General features: G+C 49.3%; 13 protein-coding genes. 9 read left to right on the top strand and 4 right to left on the bottom strand.

The genetic code is table 11. From position 1 onward, the window contains the following. Window positions 1-43: 43 nt before the first annotated feature. Window positions 44-1354, bottom strand: coding sequence for an ammonium transporter (locus tag B5X72_RS15330; protein ID WP_079717788.1), 1311 nt, complete (start codon window positions 1352-1354; stop codon window positions 44-46). Window positions 1355-1746: 392 nt separating this feature from the next. Here B5X72_RS15330 and dnaE point away from each other — a divergent pair, with 392 nt between their 5' ends. The 5 genes from dnaE (at window position 1747) to B5X72_RS15305 (ending at window position 10432) form a co-directional block, all read left to right on the top strand. Continuing rightward, a complete protein-coding gene (gene dnaE / locus B5X72_RS15325) occupies window positions 1747-6180 on the top strand; it encodes a DNA polymerase III subunit alpha (RefSeq protein ID WP_079717787.1) in 4434 nt (1477 codons plus the stop codon). Window positions 6181-6365: 185 nt separating this feature from the next. After that, window positions 6366-6683: a thioredoxin gene (trxA, locus tag B5X72_RS15320; protein ID WP_079717786.1), complete on the top strand. Its 318-nt coding sequence runs from the start codon at window positions 6366-6368 to the stop codon at window positions 6681-6683. 185 nt (window positions 6684-6868) lie between these two features. Then, complete coding sequence (locus tag B5X72_RS15315) at window positions 6869-7945, top strand: hypothetical protein (protein WP_079717785.1); 1077 nt, start codon at window positions 6869-6871, stop codon at window positions 7943-7945. A 54-nt stretch (window positions 7946-7999) separates the two neighbouring features. Further along, window positions 8000-9478: an RNA polymerase factor sigma-54 gene (gene rpoN, locus B5X72_RS15310; RefSeq protein ID WP_079717784.1), complete on the top strand. Its 1479-nt coding sequence runs from the start codon at window positions 8000-8002 to the stop codon at window positions 9476-9478. A gap of 90 nt (window positions 9479-9568) precedes the next feature. Then, window positions 9569-10432, top strand: coding sequence for a YncE family protein (locus B5X72_RS15305; RefSeq protein WP_217698153.1), 864 nt, complete (start codon window positions 9569-9571; stop codon window positions 10430-10432). 7 nt (window positions 10433-10439) lie between these two features. On the opposite strand, the gene B5X72_RS15300 is transcribed toward B5X72_RS15305, so the two are convergent. After that, window positions 10440-11690 carry a carboxypeptidase-like regulatory domain-containing protein gene (locus B5X72_RS15300; RefSeq protein ID WP_139378721.1) on the bottom strand — a complete coding sequence of 417 codons (1251 nt, stop codon included), beginning with the start codon at window positions 11688-11690 and terminating at the stop codon, window positions 10440-10442. Window positions 11691-11815: 125 nt separating this feature from the next. On the opposite strand from B5X72_RS15300, the gene B5X72_RS15295 reads away from it, so the two are divergent. The 4 genes from B5X72_RS15295 (at window position 11816) to lpxB (ending at window position 16315) form a co-directional block, all read left to right on the top strand. After that, window positions 11816-12688 (top strand): carbon-nitrogen hydrolase, encoded by an 873-nt coding sequence (locus B5X72_RS15295; protein ID WP_079717848.1) that lies wholly within the window; start codon window positions 11816-11818, stop codon window positions 12686-12688. Window positions 12689-12741: 53 nt separating this feature from the next. After that, window positions 12742-13842, top strand: coding sequence for an agmatine deiminase family protein (locus tag B5X72_RS15290; protein WP_079717782.1), 1101 nt, complete (start codon window positions 12742-12744; stop codon window positions 13840-13842). 94 nt (window positions 13843-13936) lie between these two features. After that, window positions 13937-15145 carry a porin gene (locus B5X72_RS15285; protein WP_079717781.1) on the top strand — a complete coding sequence of 403 codons (1209 nt, stop codon included), beginning with the start codon at window positions 13937-13939 and terminating at the stop codon, window positions 15143-15145. 54 nt (window positions 15146-15199) lie between these two features. After that, a complete protein-coding gene (gene lpxB, locus B5X72_RS15280; RefSeq protein WP_079717780.1) occupies window positions 15200-16315 on the top strand; it encodes a lipid-A-disaccharide synthase in 1116 nt (371 codons plus the stop codon). A gap of 42 nt (window positions 16316-16357) precedes the next feature. Here lpxB and B5X72_RS15275 read toward each other — a convergent pair whose 3' ends face one another. Both B5X72_RS15275 and aroB read right to left on the bottom strand, forming a co-directional pair. After that, window positions 16358-17068 carry a ThuA domain-containing protein gene (locus B5X72_RS15275; protein WP_079717847.1) on the bottom strand — a complete coding sequence of 237 codons (711 nt, stop codon included), beginning with the start codon at window positions 17066-17068 and terminating at the stop codon, window positions 16358-16360. Window positions 17069-17169: 101 nt separating this feature from the next. Continuing rightward, window positions 17170-18237, bottom strand: a complete 1068-nt coding sequence (gene aroB / locus B5X72_RS15270) for a 3-dehydroquinate synthase (protein ID WP_079717779.1) — start codon at window positions 18235-18237, stop codon at window positions 17170-17172. Between the last annotated feature and the right edge of the window lies 1 nt (window position 18238).

The following is an 18238-nucleotide window of genomic DNA, read 5'->3' as shown; positions in this document are numbered from 1 at the left end:
TACCTGTATTGGTTAGGCGGTTTTTGAACAACAAAAAATCAAACTATAATTTTTCACCGTGCTGGCTGATATCCAACCCCACCTCTTCTTCTTCGGGTGAAACCCGCAATTTTGTAATCACATCGGTAAGTTTAAGAATGACAAAGGCCATGACTAAGGTAAACAGCACAGCACCTATCAATCCGATGACATGCGCAGTGAACAAACCCGTTTCGCCGAAGAACAATCCATCCGTGCTCACCGCCTCATTGATGGTATGGGTAGCGAACACGCCGGTCAAAATCATGCCGACCATCCCGCCTACCCCATGGCTTGGAAAAACATCCAAGGTGTCGTCAACGCGCGAACGCGTACGCCATTCCACCACAAGCCTACTGATAATAGCCGCGACTATCCCGATAATCAGGGAATGCGGCACGGTAACGAAACCAGCGGCGGGGGTAATAGCCACCAAACCGACCACTACGCCGATGCAGACACCCATCGCCGTGGGCTTCTTCCCGCGGGCGGCATCAAAAAATATCCAGGCCAACGCGGCTGCGCCGGATGCCGTGCTGGTTGTTGCCAGGGCCGTCGCGGCCAGCTCGCCTGCACCGAACGCCGATCCTGCATTGAAACCGAACCAACCAAACCATAGAAAACCGGTACCCAGAATCACATACGAAATCCGAGCCGGATCATGCCCGCCGTTTCCATATCCCCGCTTAAGATAAAGCGCAGATGCCAATGCCGTAACGCCGGCTGACATGTGGACCACCGTCCCGCCAGCGAAGTCAAGCACCCCCATACCCGCCAATAATCCATCAGGATGCCAGGTGGCATGGGCTAACGGTGCATAAATAAAGATAAAAAACAAGCAAAGAAACAACACGTAAGACGTGAAACGGATGCGTTCTGCAAATGCCCCGGTAATCAATGCCGGCGTAATGATGGCAAACTTAAGCTGATACATGGCAAACAAGGCAAACGGTATGGTTGGCGCGCCAGGCCAGTTCTCGCCGCCAATGACACCGCTGAACATAAAATAGGTCGCGGGATTGCCGACAATGCCGCCTATAGATTCGCCGAATACCAAGCTGAAACCAAACACTACCCATATAACAGCCACAACAGCCATACAGATAAAGCTCTGCAACATCGTAGAGATGACATTCTTTTTCTTGACCATGCCGCCATAGAAAAATGCTAACCCCGGCGTCATAATCAACACCAAAGCTGTCGAAGTCAACATCCAGGCAATGTCTGCGTTGTCGTACTCATGCTCGCCGTCAACAGGCAACCCGGGAAAAAATAGCGCCAAAACCGCTATTATAACCAGCAAAACAAAAGGAATTGTAGATTTTTTCGAATACATTTTGATTATCGATAATAATTTCGCTACTAAAATAGTAATTTATATAACAAAATTACAAGCATTTCATATTTTTCTTGATAAAAATTCAAAATACACAATAATTTTATCGATATTACAAGTTATTTATTGAATAATTCAGCACCATAAAGCGAAATACCTTAGCTAAACCACTAACTCATGGACCACCATTGGGCACAGACCGGTTAAATCATGCAGGCAAGCGCCCCCGCAGGCTATCAAGCTAAGTAAAGTAACATGTGGAAAAAATAAATCAATTAATTCCAGCGTCTTGGTCGGGCAGTGAAGCACTGGGCCGTTTTTCTGTTCGCTTTCCTCTTTTAATTCCGTAAGTTTGTTTGGGCATTTTCTCCACCTTATTTTTTTGGCAAGCGATGTATCTGATTTTTGACACCGAAACTACTGGCCTCCCAAAACGCTGGGATGCACCGATTACTGATACAGACAACTGGCCTCGCTGTATACAAATCGCATGGCAATTGCACGATGACAAAGGAGTGCTTATTGAACATCAGGACTACTTGATTAAGCCTGATGGCTTCAATATTCCCTTTGATGCGGAGCGCATACACGGCATTTCGACAGAGCTGGCCGACGAGCAGGGCGTCCCCATGATGGACGTGCTTGGAAAATTCAATGCTGCACTGGCTAAAGCAAAATTTATCGTAGGACAGAACATCGGGTTTGACATCAACATCATGGGGTGTGAGTACTATCGGTACGGGGTGGAAACGCCTTTGGCGCAGCTGCCGGTGCTTGACACCTGTACGGAGATAACGGCTGAGTTGCTCCAGCTTCCTGGTGGGCGAGGCGGCAAATACAAACTGCCCAACCTCACCGAGCTTCACCAATACCTTTTCGGCATCCCCTTCGCAGAGGCGCACAACGCTACCGCCGACGTCGAGGCGACCACGCGCTGCTTCCTCGAACTCATCAAGCGTGAAGTTTTCACCGCTGCGGAACTGCAGGTAGACACGGGATATTTCGTCACTTTTCGCGAATGCAACCCCCAACCGATTCAACCCATTGGATTGACGCATGTCAACCTCAAAGCAGCGTCAGATGAAATCCGCAAGCGCCTGCAACGCCAGCAACAGGCATCCATACCTACGCAGGATCTCGAAGCCAACCGGCGCGACATGGCGAAAGTGGACTTTGTACACCTGCACAACCACACGCAGTTCTCCGTCCTGCAATCAACAATATCCGTAGGTGACCTCGTGAAAGCAGCAGCCACCCACCGGATGCCCGCGGTGGCCATTACCGACCATGGCAACATGATGGGCGCGTTTCACTTTGTAAGCAATGTACTGAATCACAATAAAGGGGCCGAAGCCAAAAACAAGGCCGCAATCGAAAAGGGCGAAACTCCCACAGAGGTCGTCATTAAACCCATCGTAGGCTGTGAATTTTACATCTGCGATGACCATACCGACAAATCGCGCAAAGACAATGGCTACCAGGTAGTTTTCCTGGCCAAAAACAAAAACGGCTACCACAACCTGGCTAAGATGTCGTCCATTGCGTACACCAAAGGATTCTATTACGTACCCCGTATTGATCGCTCCATCATCGAGCAGTATAAGGAAGACGTCATCGTCCTCTCTGGAAATCTTTATGGCGAAATCCCCAATAAGCTTCTCAATATGGGCGAAAACCAAGCTGAAGAAGCACTATTGTGGTGGAAAGGCACCTTCGGCGACGACTTTTACATCGAATTGATGCGGCACGGGCAGGAAGACGAAGACCGCGTCAACCAAAGCCTGATTGCATTGGCTAATAAACATGACGTGAAAGTCGTCGCGACCAACAACACCTATTATATCAATAAAGCTGACGCTCATGCGCATGACATTCTGCTCTGCGTGAAGGATGGCGAGAAATTGGCTACGCCCAAAGGACGCGGACGTGGATTCCGCTTTGGCTTGCCCAACGATGAGTATTATTTCAAATCAGGTGAAGAAATGAAAAAAGTCTTTGCCGACTTACCGGACGCCATCCTCAACATCCAGGAAATAGTCGACAAGATCGAACCTTATTCGCTCTACCGGGATGTGCTCCTGCCCAAATTTGAAATTCCCGAAGAATTTCAGGTGGAGGAAGACAAACAGGACGGCGGCAAGCGGGGCGAAAACAAGTATCTGCGGCATCTCACTTATAAAGGCGCCGAACGCCGCTACCCCGAAATCACGCCCGCAATACGCGAACGGCTGGATTTTGAACTGGCCACCATCGAACGTACCGGATATCCGGGTTATTTCCTCATCGTACAGGATTTTATTGCCGCCGCCCGCAATATGGGCGTATCGGTAGGCCCTGGCCGGGGCTCCGCAGCGGGATCAGCCGTAGCGTATTGCCTTGGCATCACCAATATTGATCCCATAGCGTACGACCTGCTTTTCGAACGGTTCCTCAACCCTGATCGGATATCCATGCCCGATATTGATATCGACTTCGATGATGAAGGCCGAGGTCGTGTCATGGAATATGTCATTAATAAATATGGGGCCAACCAGGTAGCCCAGATTATCACCTACGGCACCATGGCGGCCAAATCGTCCATCCGCGATACGGCGCGGGTTTTGGACCTTCCTTTGTTCGAAGCGGATAAAATCGCCAAACTCATTCCCAACCTGAAACTGAACAAGATATTCAACATGGATGCGCAAGCGCTCAAAAGTGCCCTACGTTCGGAAGAGCTCGAAAATGTGCAGCAGCTGGTATCCATGGCGCAGGGCACAGGTTTGGAAGCGGAGACCATCAAACAGGCGCAGGTACTTGAAGGCTCACTTCGCAATACCGGTATCCATGCGTGCGGTGTCATCATTACGCCCGATGATATCACCAACTTCGTACCGGTGGCCACAGCGAAAGACTCCGATCTGTATGTGACCCAGTTTGACAACTCGGTCGTCGAAAGTGCAGGGCTGCTCAAAATGGACTTCCTGGGGCTCAAAACGCTCACGCTCATCAAGGATACCGTCGCCATCGTAAAACACCGCCACGGCATTGAGCTTAATCCGGATGAATTTCCGATAGACGATATCAAGACATACGAACTCTTCCAGCGCGGCGAAACTATCGGCATCTTCCAGTACGAGTCGCCCGGCATGCAGAAGTACATGAAGGAACTCAAACCTACAGTCTTTGGCGATCTCATTGCCATGAATGCCCTATACCGCCCGGGCCCCATGGAGTACATCCCCAGCTTTATCCGACGTAAGCATGGCCACGAGCCTATTACATATGATCTCGATGCCTGCGAAGAATACCTGAAGGAAACCTATGGCATCACAGTCTATCAGGAACAGGTGATGCTGCTCTCCCAGAAGCTGGCGGGCTTCACCAAGGGCGAGGCTGACGTGCTCCGGAAAGCCATGGGTAAAAAGCAACGTGACGTACTCGACAAGATGAAGCCCAAATTCGTTGACCAGGCAGCGGCCAACGGACATAACGCCAAGGTATTGGAGAAAATCTGGAAAGACTGGGAAGCCTTCGCCAGCTATGCCTTCAACAAATCGCACTCAACCTGTTATGCCTGGGTTGCCTACCAGACGGCTTACTTGAAGGCACATTATCCGGCGGAGTATATGGCGGCGGTGCTTTCCAACAACATGAACGACATCAAGCAGGTGACATTCTTCATGGAGGAATGCAAGCGTATGGGCCTTCAGGTGTTAGGCCCGGACGTAAACGAATCTTATTACAAATTCACCGTAAACGATAGAGGAGCTATCCGCTTTGGTATGGGTGCGGTAAAAGGGGTGGGTGCAGGTGCCGTGGATACCATTGTGCAAAGCCGCAAAGACACCCCTTATAGATCCATTTTTGACCTGGCACGACGCATTGACCTGCGGGCAGCCAACAAGAAAGCCTTTGAAAGCCTCGCCTATGCCGGTGGTTTTGACTGCTTTGCAGGTACACACCGTGCCCAATATTTTCATTCGGACGGCGACGGCGGCGGCACGGCACTGGAAAAAGCACTGAAATATGGAGCGAAGTACAAGGAAACCGAGAACTCTGCGCAAGTAAGCCTCTTTGGCGGCAGCAGCAACATCGAGATTCCCGAGCCGACTCTCCCCTTCTGCACAGAATGGGGACTTATCGAAAAGCTGAAATATGAAAAAGATGTCATCGGTATTTACCTGACCAGCCATCCGCTTGACAATTACCGCTTTGAAATCAGCCATTTTTGCCAGCACCCCGTACGATTGCTTACACTGATCGATCGGATGAAAGCAACGGAAGTAGATGAAGAAACCCGTGCAGAATTTAACAAAATCAAAAACAGGGAACTGACCATCGGCGGCATGATTACCGCGGCCAGCCACCGCATTACCAAGAATGGCAAACCCTTCGGCGTGATGGTACTTGAAGATTATGCCGATTCCTATGAGATTGCGCTGTTCGGTGAAGACTATGTCAAAATGAAAGGTTACCTTCATGAGGGATACTTCATCCAAATACGCGGCATCATCCAAGAACGCTTCCGCCAACCGGGGAATTGGGGGTTTGAGGTCAAGGGGATGCAATTGCTGTCGGATCTGCGTGATAAGTTGGCCAAATGCATCACCATCCAAGTACCGTTGCATGAGCTGAATGACAATTTCGTCAGCCGCATCCAGCACCTGGTGCATACCAATATGGAACAGCACGAAAACAAGACCTGCCAACTGAAATTTGCCGTGCGCGACTTTGAATCGGAAATAAGCATTGAAATGCCCTCTAAAGGACTGAAAATCAGTCCAAGCAACGACTTCATTGAGGCCCTCACCGAAATGAACGGTGTCAATTACAAGTTAAATTAATGTCAGATTGTCGGGGTTTATGCACTGGCAATGAATTTGATAGTTATCTTTGCATGGAAAGCAGTAGGCGTGAAGCGATAGGCAGTAGGCTTAGCGCTTACGGCCAAAACAAGTAAAAATTAACGTATAAATAAGCCGGCAGCTGAAAGCCGAAGGCCGATGCTCAGGCATAACTAACTAACATCATGGCATTAGAAATCACAGACAGCAACTTCGATGAAGTGGTACTGCAATCAGACAAACCCGTATTGGTTGACTTTTGGGCAGAATGGTGCGGACCCTGCCGAATGGTTGGCCCCATCGTGGAAGAACTGGCAAAGGAATATGACGGTAAAGCCGTGGTCGGCAAGGTGAATGTAGACCATAATCCCGACATTTCGGTGAAATATGGTATCCGTAACATCCCGGCCCTGCTGTTCTTCAAAAATGGCCAAATTGTGGATAAACAGATTGGGGCAGTGCCCAAATCCATTTTGGCTGACAAATTGGTAAAACAGTTGTAAAAGACAACATATGAAACAGGAAGGGCGCTTATTAGGTAAGCGCCCTTCCTGTTTCATGGCTTTTCCCAAATGCGGATTATGCCAGCCCCGCCGTATTCGACACCGTCCCGCAGCTTGCTTTAATCGGCCCAACAAAACGTAGTATTGATTGTTGTCGATTACTGATAAGGTTCAACTAATCATTGATGCATCTAAAGGCAACCACGACGATACGCGATAGCTGGACATGGCCCATTCGGAACTTTTTTATCAAGCTCGCGAATTGGGAGTATTGGCCAGCCCCTGTATTCTACCTTCCTATCGGATGGTATTGGATATGGATCAGCATAAGGGCCCGTACACCGTTCTTCTTCAGTGCCGCAAACCCTCGTATCCCGTACTCCGGATTTACACTCGCCCCCAAAGACGAAATCTATCGGCTCTTACCGGCTCATTGTTATCCGAAGACCCTTTTAATCGCAGCAGGCACAGACGTCCATACGTTGGAGCAGTCTCTAAACGACAATGGGCTCCATTTTCCGCTAATAGCAAAACCCAATATAGGTGATCGGGGCGTACAGGTAAAAATACTGGAATCTTCTACTGACTTACACCACTATGCGGCAGCGAGCAAGGTCAATTTCCTTATCCAGGAATTTATCGACTATGACCACGAGATCGGCATCTTTTATTACCGGGTCCCGGGCGAAAAACGCGGACGCATCTCGGGTATCGTAGGCAAAGAATACCTAACTGTAACCGGCGACGGCACATCCAGCATTGAGGCCCTGCTAACCGTAAAAAACCGCTACATCATTCAATTACCGAGACTTAAAGCGACCTACGGGAAGAAACTCGATACCGTATTGCAGCGCGGCGCGAAATATACGCTCCCTTACGGCAGCCACTGCCGGGGTGCCCTGTTCCGAGACGTAAGCGATAAAATCAATGACAAGCTTTTGAATGTCATCGATGACATCTGCCAACGCATACCGAAATTTCATTATGGACGCATGGACGTTAAATTTAAAGGATGGGACGAGCTGAACCAAGGGAAAAACTTTTCGATCATCGAGCTGAATGGGGCTGCAAGCGAACCGGCGCATATTTACGATCCGAAACACTCGGTATTTTTTGCCTGGAAAGAAGTCTGCAGACACTGGCAACTACTTTATAAAATCAGTAAAGCAAACTCGAAAAAGGAAGGTGTAGCGCTCATGCGCTTCAACGACGGTATAAAAATGCTGAACGATCATTTCAAGATCCGACGGTTGATGAAGTAACTCCTTTTATTTAATAACCCATATTTTTGCGTATGTTTGTGAAGTGAATTAGTTATGCTGAAACAGACCTTACAACAAAAGCTATTACAAAAATTATCCCCTCAGCAAATCCAGTTTATCAAACTGCTGCAGGTGCCGACGGTGTCGTTGGATGCTCGTATCAAGGAAGAACTGGAAGAAAACCCGGCTTTGGAAGACATCAGCCTGGCTAATATGAATGATCCGGTAGAGGAATATCCGGACAAAGATCCCGACGAGGATAGCTTTGGTGATGACGATCAGTCTGCAGAACTTGACGAATTCAATGTAGACGACTATTTGCAAACGGACGATATCAACGATTACGACTACGGTTCTGGTCAACACAACGGCGATGATGAAGAAGACCGCAAGGAAATCCCCATTGCTATACAAAATTCATTCTTTGAAAATCTGCAGCAACAGCTCGATTTGCTGGCCTTATCCGATAAGGATTTCCTTATCGGACAGCAAATCATCGGCAGCTTAGACGATGATGGATACCTCCGACGCCCTATCTCATCACTCATTGATGATCTGGCGTTTTCGCAAAACGTAATCGCCGAAGAGCAAGAGGTGGAAGAAATGCTAAAGGTCATCCAGGAATTTGACCCAGCAGGTATCGGCGCCCGCAACCTCCAGGAGTGTCTCCTCATACAACTGCGCAAGAAGGATCAGGAAAATCCGGTAATCAAAAAAGCAATGGCTATCGTAGAGAATTACTTGGACGAATTTACCAAAAAACACTACGACAAGTTGGAGCGTGCGCTCAACATCAGCTCAGAGGAATTGAAGGAAATCGTCAATGAAATTCTCAAACTTAACCCCAAGCCTGGTGATTCAGGTGCCGTCGCCGGTAAGCAACTGCACATTATCCCGGATTTCCATATCACCAACAACGACGGTGTACTCCATTTGACCCTCAATGCGCGCAATGCACCCGAACTCCGCGTGAGCCGCTCCTACCAGGAAATGTTTGACCATTATGACAAAGCGGCACAAAAGGATAAAAAGATGAAGGAGGCCGTGCAGTTTGTCAAACAAAAGCTCGATTCAGCAAAATGGTTTATCGATGCCATCAAGCAGCGACAGCAAACACTGCTCAAAACCATGAATGCCATTATGAATTATCAGTACGAGTATTTCCTTACGGCTGATGAGCGGAAGTTGAAACCCATGATCCTCAAGGATATCGCCGACCGTATTGACATGGATATTTCGACCGTTTCGCGGGTGGCCAATTCCAAGTATGTACAAACCGAATTCGGCACCTTCCTGCTGAAATCGTTCTTTTCGGAAGCCATACAGACGGATACGGGAGAAGAGGTATCCAATAAAGAAGTCAAGAAAATTCTGGAAGAATGCATCTCCAATGAGAATAAACGCAAGCCGCTGGCCGACGAAAAATTAACGGAGATTCTGAAAGAGAAAGGATACACCATCGCCCGCCGGACGGTGGCCAAATACCGGGAAGCGATGGGAATACCGGTAGCCCGGCTTCGGAAACAGCTTTAGGCGTGAACAGCTGCGAGTGCCCCGGTGGCGGGCGATAGGCAGGTGCCCATGAGGGATAGATAGGCATTATTAATTAAATTCCTAAATATAATGAAACATTCAATTCTTCTTGCCGCCGCGACATCGGCTTTACTGGGATGCACCGGCGTCCAAAACAGCGACTCAACGGAAGCGCCAGCTGCCCCGGAACTGACACTTTCTTGGAAAACCGACACCGTGTTTACGGGCTCGGAATCCGCCTTGTACGACCCGTCTGCTGATATTATCTACGTTTCAAACGGCAACACCAATGCCGGAGAGAAAGACAATGATGGGTTTATTTCCGTGCTCAATACCGACGGTACCATCCGCGACATTAAATGGGTGGAAGGCGACTTGCACGCCCCCAAAGGCATGGCGTTGCTTGATGGCAAACTCTACGTCACAGACATTGATGCGGTAAAAATCATCGACGTGTCCTCGGCAACCATTGAAAAGACCGTTGCGGTAGACAGTGCTGTTTTCCTGAACGACCTCGCCACCGATGGCGAGCGGCTTTATTTTTCAGATAGCCGTACAGGCAAAATTTATAGCATGACGGCCGACGGGAGCTATACGACCATCTCAACCACGAATAAAAATGTAAATGGACTAGAATACCACGACGGCCACTTGTATGCCCTCGATGGCGAAGGGTTGAAAAAATTCAGCGATGATGGCAACTATACCCAGGAAGTAATTAATACGGAAGTAACGGGTGGAGATGGGTTGATCATTCTTAACGATAGCACGTTTGTCGCCAGCAGGTGGCATGGAGAGATCTTTTTCATCCGTGGAAGCGAAACCTCCGTGATTCTGGACACACAAGCTGAAAAATCCAACACGGCTGACATCGGCTTCGTGCGGGGGAAAGACCTCGTCATCGTTCCCACCTTTCTAAAAAATGAGGTGGCAGCGTATCAATTGCGATATTGATAGTTTACTAATCAACTGTGGGTGGATTGTAATCGAGCGGCAGCAGATCGGCTATTTTATCGCACCAAGCCCAATACCATCCGGTATAAAGGCTCTGCGGCGGAAAATAGCTGCCATTGCGCTCAATCCAAATGTAAGGGTTGTCATAGAGCAGCAGCATAGATGTTTGAGGGCCCGGCTTACGCACTTCATTGAAATGGCGCAGATAGCCGGGCTCTTCCTTAAGCCGCGTGTTCTGCACATGCAGGTAATCTTCAAAGACCATTTTTTTCCGGCCGTCCAAACTGTCCACAAGTAAGCTGTCTACGGTTAACAACTGCGGAAAAACAGTAACCAATTCGTCATCCTGCGCCATGATTTCACGGAAATAGGCCAGCGAGTCTTCGGTATACACCACGGGGTCAGCCAATACCGAGATATGCATCCGGCGTGTCGTATCCCAGACCGATTTATAAATGGTCCGCTGCAACGTTCTTACTCTCCGCTTTTCTTCATTCGGTTTGCGCTGCATACGACGCACCTCGAATCCATCCTCACTTAGGGAACCTTGGTATAAGCTACGCATAAAATGCATCAAAGATGTCTGATAAGTTGCCTTCCGCCGCTTCGCGTAAACCCGCCGGCTACGCGCCCCTCCGGCCATTTCTATAAAATGGGGATACCCTGCATATTGGTTAATACGGTTGCGAAAATCTACGCGGAAATTTTCAAGCACATATTCGACGGTGTATCCCAACGAACGGTTTTTAATAACCAGCGGCGCCGTGGCTATCGCTTCGAGATACCCTTCATCCCGGTAGTGCCGAAAACGCAACACCTCCGGATTCAGGAGCAGCGTCTTATCGGCATTGGGTGAAGTGCCAATAAACACTTCAAGGAAGAGCCGCCCCCATTGCTTCCACCCATTCGCTTCAAAAGCTACTACTTCCACTTCCTCTAGCATCGTCTGCTTCGCTTCCAGCTTGATATGCAGGAATGCCGGCTGCCGTCCGGAAAGATCGATTGGCATCGCATAGGTATGATAGCCCACTGCCGAAACGATTATCTCGTACGTGCCCGTTGCAATCGCCGGCAATTCAAAGTCTCCATTGTTTGCCGAACTGGTGCCATACGTCGTATTGTTGATAAATACGCTTGCACCTGCGATCGGTTCGTCATTTTCAGCGCGCACCACCTTACCCACAAGCCGCTGTTGTGCATAGACGGGCGCAAGCCAACCGATGGCCGCTGCCAGCAATACCATTATAGGTGTTCTCACAGCGCTAATTTACGAAATTTTCGTAAAACCTATTCGTCAGTTTATAAGTGTTTTTATCCGCCTCGGCAACAGGGGTTATTGGCATAGTTTTCGTATTTTTGCAGTTCAATAATTACGACATCATCATGACTAAAGTAAAGATAGGGACCGTGCAGATGAGCTGTGTGGCAGATAAGGCCGCCAATCTTGCCAAAGCGGTGGATCAAATCCGTGTAGCCGCGTCTAAGGGCGCGCAAATTATCTGTTTGCAGGAGCTGTTTACATCGCTTTACTTCTGCGATGTGGAAGATTACGACAACTTCGAACTGGCCGAGCCCATTCCAGGGCCGTCAACCGAAGCTTTGCAAGCCGTCGCTGCGGAATTAGGTGTGGTCATAATTGCTTCCTTGTTCGAAAAACGCACAGAAGGCTTATATCACAACACCACGGCGGTAATCGATGCCGACGGTGCGTATTTGGGAAAATACCGGAAAATGCATATCCCTGACGATCCGGGGTACTATGAAAAATTTTATTTCACACCTGGCGATTTGGGCTATAAGGTCTTCAAGACAAAATATGCAACCATCGGCGTATTGATCTGCTGGGACCAGTGGTACCCCGAGGCCGCGCGCATCACAGCTTTGATGGGCGCCGAAATCCTCTTCTTTCCTACCGCCATCGGCTGGGCCGCCGACCAAGACGAGGAGACCAACCAAGATCAATATAATGCCTGGCAAACCATCCAACGGAGCCACTCGGTGGCCAATGGATTGCCGGTGGTCAGCGTCAACCGCGTAGGGTTTGAACAGGATGGCGCAATGAAATTCTGGGGAGGTAGTTTTATTACCAACGCACAGGGCCGATTGCTTTACCTCGCCTCGCATGATGCCGAGGAAACTGAAGTTACTGAGGTCGACCTGACGCAGTCCGATTATTTCCGTAAACATTGGCCTTTCCTGCGCGACAGGCGGATAGATAGTTACCAGCCCATTACTAAACGGTTTATTGATGAATAGCAGTGGGGAGCTGCCAAAAAGAACCATGGAAGGAAGTAAAAACACGTTGATCAATGACAACTAAATCGCAATACACCGCTTCAGGGTCGGGACTTCCAACTCCAGACTCCCAAACGCCAAAAGCATCCGGCTATCAATTCCCCGCGGAATGGCACCCGCACCGGGCCACTTGGTTGAGCTGGCCCCATAAAGAAGCAAGCTGGCCCGGCAAACTGGACGCTGTTTTTGCGCCTTATTCGCAATTCATCAGGGAAATATCCGCTGGTGAACACGTATGCATCAATGTTAAAGATGCGGCCATGGAGGCATTCGCAAGCGAACACCTGATCAATGCGAACGTGGATCTCTCTGCCGTCACTTTTTATCACCATCCGACGGATGACGCTTGGTGCCGCGACCACGGGCCTGCATTCCTAATTAACCCGGAAGCTGCCGTCCCAAAGGTCATCGTGGACTGGGGGTACAATGCATGGGGGAATAAATATCCGCCGTATGAGCAGGACGATGTTATTCCGACGCTTGTAGGCGAGGCGCTCGGCATTCCGGTCTACCATCCCGGTATTGTCATGGAAGGCGGGTCGGTGGATTTTAACGGCGCAGGGACCATCTTGACCAGTATGGCTTGTTTACTGAATAAAAACCGTAACCCACAGTTGAATCAGCAGCAAATTGAGGCCTATCTATATGCCTATTATGGCGCATCACAGGTACTTTGGCTCGGCGACGGTATCGTGGGCGATGATACCGATGGCCACATTGACGACATTACCCGTTTTGTCAATGCCGACACCGTCGTAACCGTGATCGAGGAAAATCGATCAGATGAAAACTACTCCATCTTGCAGGACAACCTTCAGTTGCTCAAAAAAATGCGCCTACCGGATGGCAAGCCGCTCAAAATCATCGAATTGCCCATGCCGAAACCCGTTATTTACGATGGCCAGCGGCTACCGGCCTCTTATGCCAACTTTTATATTGCCAATGCCGCAGTGATAGTGCCCACTTATCGGGATGATTCCAACGATCAAAAAGCCTTGGATATCCTCTCAGCATGCTTCCCTGAACGCCGTGTAGTAGGCATCGACAGTACAGATATTATTTGGGGCCTTGGCAGTTGGCATTGCCTCAGCCAGCAGGAGCCGGACGTTGTGTAATGTAGAGGAAAGTTAATAATCACTTAACATTAAACAAACAATGCGATAACGTTACCGTTAGATATTCGTAACCGAAATTTAACCCACACATTACATGAACTATCGGCTCCTTACTCTTTTCATCCTCGCGTTGAGTATCGGATTTTGCAGCTCATCCTTTGCCCAGCGCCAGCGTGACGAACGCCCGACCATCGAAGACTTCAAAGGCATTCAATATACCGGCGATGACTCGACCTTCTACATCAACTTCAGGTTCAGGATGCAAAACCGGTTGAAATATACGACCATCGGGGGGGATGATTTAGGAGCCGAAGACTTTGAAGCCCGCATCAGACGGCTTAGGCTGCGCATGGATGGCTACATCTATAATCCCAGGCTGTCTTACAGCATTCAGCTTGGATTTACACGCGGCGATCAAGATTACGACGACACAGATGTGGTAAATATTGTGCGGGATGCGGTTGTTTTCTACAGCTTCACGGATAACTTTTATGTCGCTTTTGGGCAAAACAAGCTTCCGGGAAACCGCCAGCGGGTAAACTCCTCCGGAGAACTGCAATTTGCCGAACGGTCGCTCGTCAACGCAACGTTCAACATCGACCGCGATTTCGGCATCAAAGCGTATTACTCGCCTAAAATCGGAGCAATCCCCATTCATCTTAAAGGAGCCATTAGCACCGGGGAAGGCCGCGTGTCCACCACCACGGACAACGGCCTTGCGTACACCGGCCGGGCGGAGTTCCTCCCACTGGGCGAATTCACGAATGAGGGCGATTATTATGAAGGCGACCTTGAATACGAGGAAACGCCCAAACTTTCCTTCGGCGGCGGGTACAGCTATAACGACCGGACAACGCGTACCGGAGGCCAGACGGGCACATATGTCATGACGCCCCTGACGCTCAAAACTACGTTTTATGACGCCATCTTCAAATACCGCGGATGGGCCTACCAGGTCGAATACATGAAACGAGGCGTCGACAATCCATTTACTACCGACGAGGACGGGGAAGTTACCTATGCCTTTAAGGGACAGGGCGTAAACCAGCAGCTGTCTTATCTCCTAGACAGAAAACTGGGCTACGAAATTGCCGGCCGCTACACGTGGATCAAACCCCATCGGGATATCCGCGCCTACGAGGCGCAGACCGAGGTTATCGAATTGGGCCTGACTAAATATTTCCGTGCACACCGCCTAAAGCTGCAATTCAATGCAAGCTATAACGTCGAAGACGGCACTTATCGGACAAGCCATGATGGGAATAACTGGGCGGCAACTTTTCAGATCGAACTAGGGATTTAAGACGGGTATCAGAATCCGGCGTTAAACGTTATTGGAAAACCTTATTTTTACGTCATGAAATACTATATCATTGCAGGCGAAACATCGGGCGATCTACATGGCGCTAACCTAATTCTGGCACTAAAAAAACAGGATACGGAAGCACAATTCCGCGTGGTCGGCGGTGACCGCATGCAAGGAGCCTCCGGCGAAAAAGCCGTTATTCACACCTCTGAAATGGCTTTTATGGGATTTGTGGAAGTGTTGGCTAATATCCGCGCCATCTCCGCCAACCTACGTCGTGTGAAAGCAGACCTCTTGGCTTATCAGCCAAACTGCCTTATCTTGATCGACTTTCCCGGCTTTAACCTTAAAATCGCGTCTTTCGCCAAAAAAAACGGGATCAAGGTATGCTATTATATTTCGCCCAAAGTCTGGGCTTGGAACCAACGGAGGGTATTGAAAATCAAACGCGTGGTGGATAAGCTATTTTGTATCCTCCCCTTTGAAGTTGATTTCTATCGAAAGTGGCACATGGATGTCGATTATGTTGGCAATCCGTTGTTGGATGCCATTGCCGATTACTCCTATAACGAACGCTTCCGCGATGCACATGGCCTTACAGGCAGACCCATTATCGCACTGCTTCCAGGTAGCCGGCACATGGAGATCAGCAAGCTGCTTCCCATTATGAGCCAATTATCTTTCCGCTTTCCCGCTCATCACTGCGTGGTAGCCGGAGCACCCAATTTCACCCCCGAATATTACCGGCAGCATATGGGGGAAGCCAACCTTCCCATAGTTTTTGATGCAACATATGACTTACTCAAACATGCCGAAGTAGCTGTCGTGGCCAGTGGTACGGCTACCTTGGAAACGGCATTGTTTGACGTACCCCAAGTGGTCGTATACAAAGCCCACCCCTTATCTGTCGCCATCGGCCGGTGGCTTATCCAAGTTAAACACATCAGCTTGGTCAACCTCATTTTGGACAAACCAGCTGTCCGCGAGCTCATCCAAAAGGAGTGTACCGTAGAAAACATTTCCGAAGAGCTTAACCGCCTATTGAACAACAAAAAACATCGGGCACAAGTACTGGAAGATTATGCCGCCCTCCACAAGGAAATGGGAGGACCGGGGGCTTCCGAACGCACGGCCCAGCAGATTATCGCCTTTCTCCGAACGGGATAGACATCTCCGGGCTGGATAAGCATCCTTGGCGCGTTCAGTCCATCAATTACCCATCGCGTAGTGTATCGCACCAACGATGTGCTGTTGGAACGCCGGCTCGTCAAAAGACTCCTTGGTGTGGCCCAGCGCGGTGTAAAAGGCTCGCCCACCGTCGTATTCATGATACCAAGACATGGGATGATAGTCACCCATTTTGCCCCCTTGGTATGAGGTTTCATCAAGCCGCATTAAAAGCGTCACCTCATCGTTGAGGTCTTTGAAATCATACCACTCATCCTTTCGATTCCACACGTCGGGCAGGTGCTTGGTGGCGGGATGGGATTTATCCACAACATGGATATCAGCGTGCTGCACCTGCGGGTGGCTTAAAAAATACCCCCCGACAAGTTTCCCGTACCAAGGCCATTCATACTCCGTATCGCTGGCAGCGTGGATACCCACAAAACCATTTCCCGCCTGGATGTAGCGCATGAATGCCGCTTTCTGCTGGTCATCCAGTATCGTACCCGTGGTGCTCAGGAAAACAACGGCCCTGTATTGCTTCAGGTTCTCATCGGTAAATAACGATGCATCTTCGGTATGATCTACGGTAAAGCCGTGCGTTGCTCCCAGTTGTTTGATCGTTTCTGCGCCTTTTTCTATATTATCATGCCGAAATCCCGTTGTCTTTGAAAACACCAATACGCGAGGCTGCGCATCACTACACATCACATTGGCCATGGTCAACAGCATTAAAACTGACAACCGTAGCATTTTTTTAGAACGTTGAATCATGTCAAATTTAGTTTAACTGGTTACCTATAAATTATTTAGACGGACAAGCAAGCCGACCGCTGACTCCCCATGGCGCTCGGCTAACCAACCAACTCCCGATAAAAATCAAGACTTTCCCGAATCAGCTCCTCACCGACAAACTGGTCAATGCTGCAACGCCCGATATCACTAATCAGGGCAAACCCGATTCGATCGCCACTATTTTTCTTGTCATTTTTCATCAGCGCTATCAATGAGTCGTATATTCCAGCATGATAGGTGTAGTCCGGAAAATGAGTACGGAATGTATAAATCAGGTCGTCCAAAGCGTCTTTAGCCAGCCCATTGGCACGATGTGCCAGATACCCCTCGCAAATCATACCTACGGCGATTGCTTCGCCATGAAGCAGCGGGTTGGCATCATGGGCTAATGAATACCCTTCGATGGCATGCCCTATTGTGTGGCCGAAGTTCAAAATTTTGCGCAGTCCTTTTTCAGTAGGATCCTGCGTGACCACCTCATTTTTAATAGCCACCGAGTGCCGGATGTGCTCCAAGGATAGATCGGCAGCATCCATACCCTTCACCGTCTCGTAAAATGCCTTATCGGCAATCAAGCCATGTTTGATAACTTCCGCAAAGCCCGATACAAGCTGCCGCTTGTCCAGGGTCGCTAAAAACCGGTCCGCGATAAATACCGCTTTGGGCTGGGCAAACGTGCCAATGATGTTCTTTACATTGTCCATGTCAATGCCTGTCTTACCCCCCACGGACGCGTCCACCTGCGACAAAAGCGTCGTCGGCACTTGCACAAAGTCTATTCCTCGCTTGAAGGTGGATGCTGCGAACCCGCCCATGTCAGTCACGACTCCGCCCCCCAAGTTGATGAGCAAACTCTGGCGGTCAGCACCGAAGTCAAGCATCATCTTCCAAATGCCTATGCAGAAATCAATATTCTTGTTCTCCTCGCCCGGATCAATTTCGATGATATCATAACCATCAAAGCCTGGCATCGCCGCTTGCAGCAACGGAAGGCAATGCTCGCTGGTATGCCGATCTACGAGTATGAGCACCTTCGAATACGTACTGCCCTGGACAAACTGCTGTAAGGCAGCAAGGGTATTATCAAAAAAAACGTTGTAGCCTATGCTTGTTATATATTGACTCATC

The sequence above is a fragment of the Parapedobacter luteus genome (assembly GCF_900168055.1).
Lineage (GTDB): Bacteria > Bacteroidota > Bacteroidia > Sphingobacteriales > Sphingobacteriaceae > Parapedobacter > Parapedobacter luteus.
This window is presented reverse-complemented; position numbering and strand designations above follow the sequence as displayed.

Coding starts and splice junctions, on each gene's coding strand:
- B5X72_RS15290 (WP_079717782.1), top strand. CDS start 12,742: ATGACAACTAAATCGCAATACACCGCTTCAGGGTCGGGACTTCCAACT.
- B5X72_RS15305 (WP_217698153.1), top strand. CDS start 9,569: ATGAAACATTCAATTCTTCTTGCCGCCGCGACATCGGCTTTACTGGGA.
- B5X72_RS15330 (WP_079717788.1), bottom strand. CDS start 1,354: ATGTATTCGAAAAAATCTACAATTCCTTTTGTTTTGCTGGTTATAATA.
- dnaE (WP_079717787.1), top strand. CDS start 1,747: ATGTATCTGATTTTTGACACCGAAACTACTGGCCTCCCAAAACGCTGG.
- B5X72_RS15315 (WP_079717785.1), top strand. CDS start 6,869: ATGCATCTAAAGGCAACCACGACGATACGCGATAGCTGGACATGGCCC.
- rpoN (WP_079717784.1), top strand. CDS start 8,000: ATGCTGAAACAGACCTTACAACAAAAGCTATTACAAAAATTATCCCCT.
- B5X72_RS15295 (WP_079717848.1), top strand. CDS start 11,816: ATGACTAAAGTAAAGATAGGGACCGTGCAGATGAGCTGTGTGGCAGAT.
- lpxB (WP_079717780.1), top strand. CDS start 15,200: ATGAAATACTATATCATTGCAGGCGAAACATCGGGCGATCTACATGGC.
- B5X72_RS15275 (WP_079717847.1), bottom strand. CDS start 17,068: ATGCTACGGTTGTCAGTTTTAATGCTGTTGACCATGGCCAATGTGATG.
- aroB (WP_079717779.1), bottom strand. CDS start 18,237: ATGAGTCAATATATAACAAGCATAGGCTACAACGTTTTTTTTGATAAT.
- trxA (WP_079717786.1), top strand. CDS start 6,366: ATGGCATTAGAAATCACAGACAGCAACTTCGATGAAGTGGTACTGCAA.
- B5X72_RS15285 (WP_079717781.1), top strand. CDS start 13,937: ATGAACTATCGGCTCCTTACTCTTTTCATCCTCGCGTTGAGTATCGGA.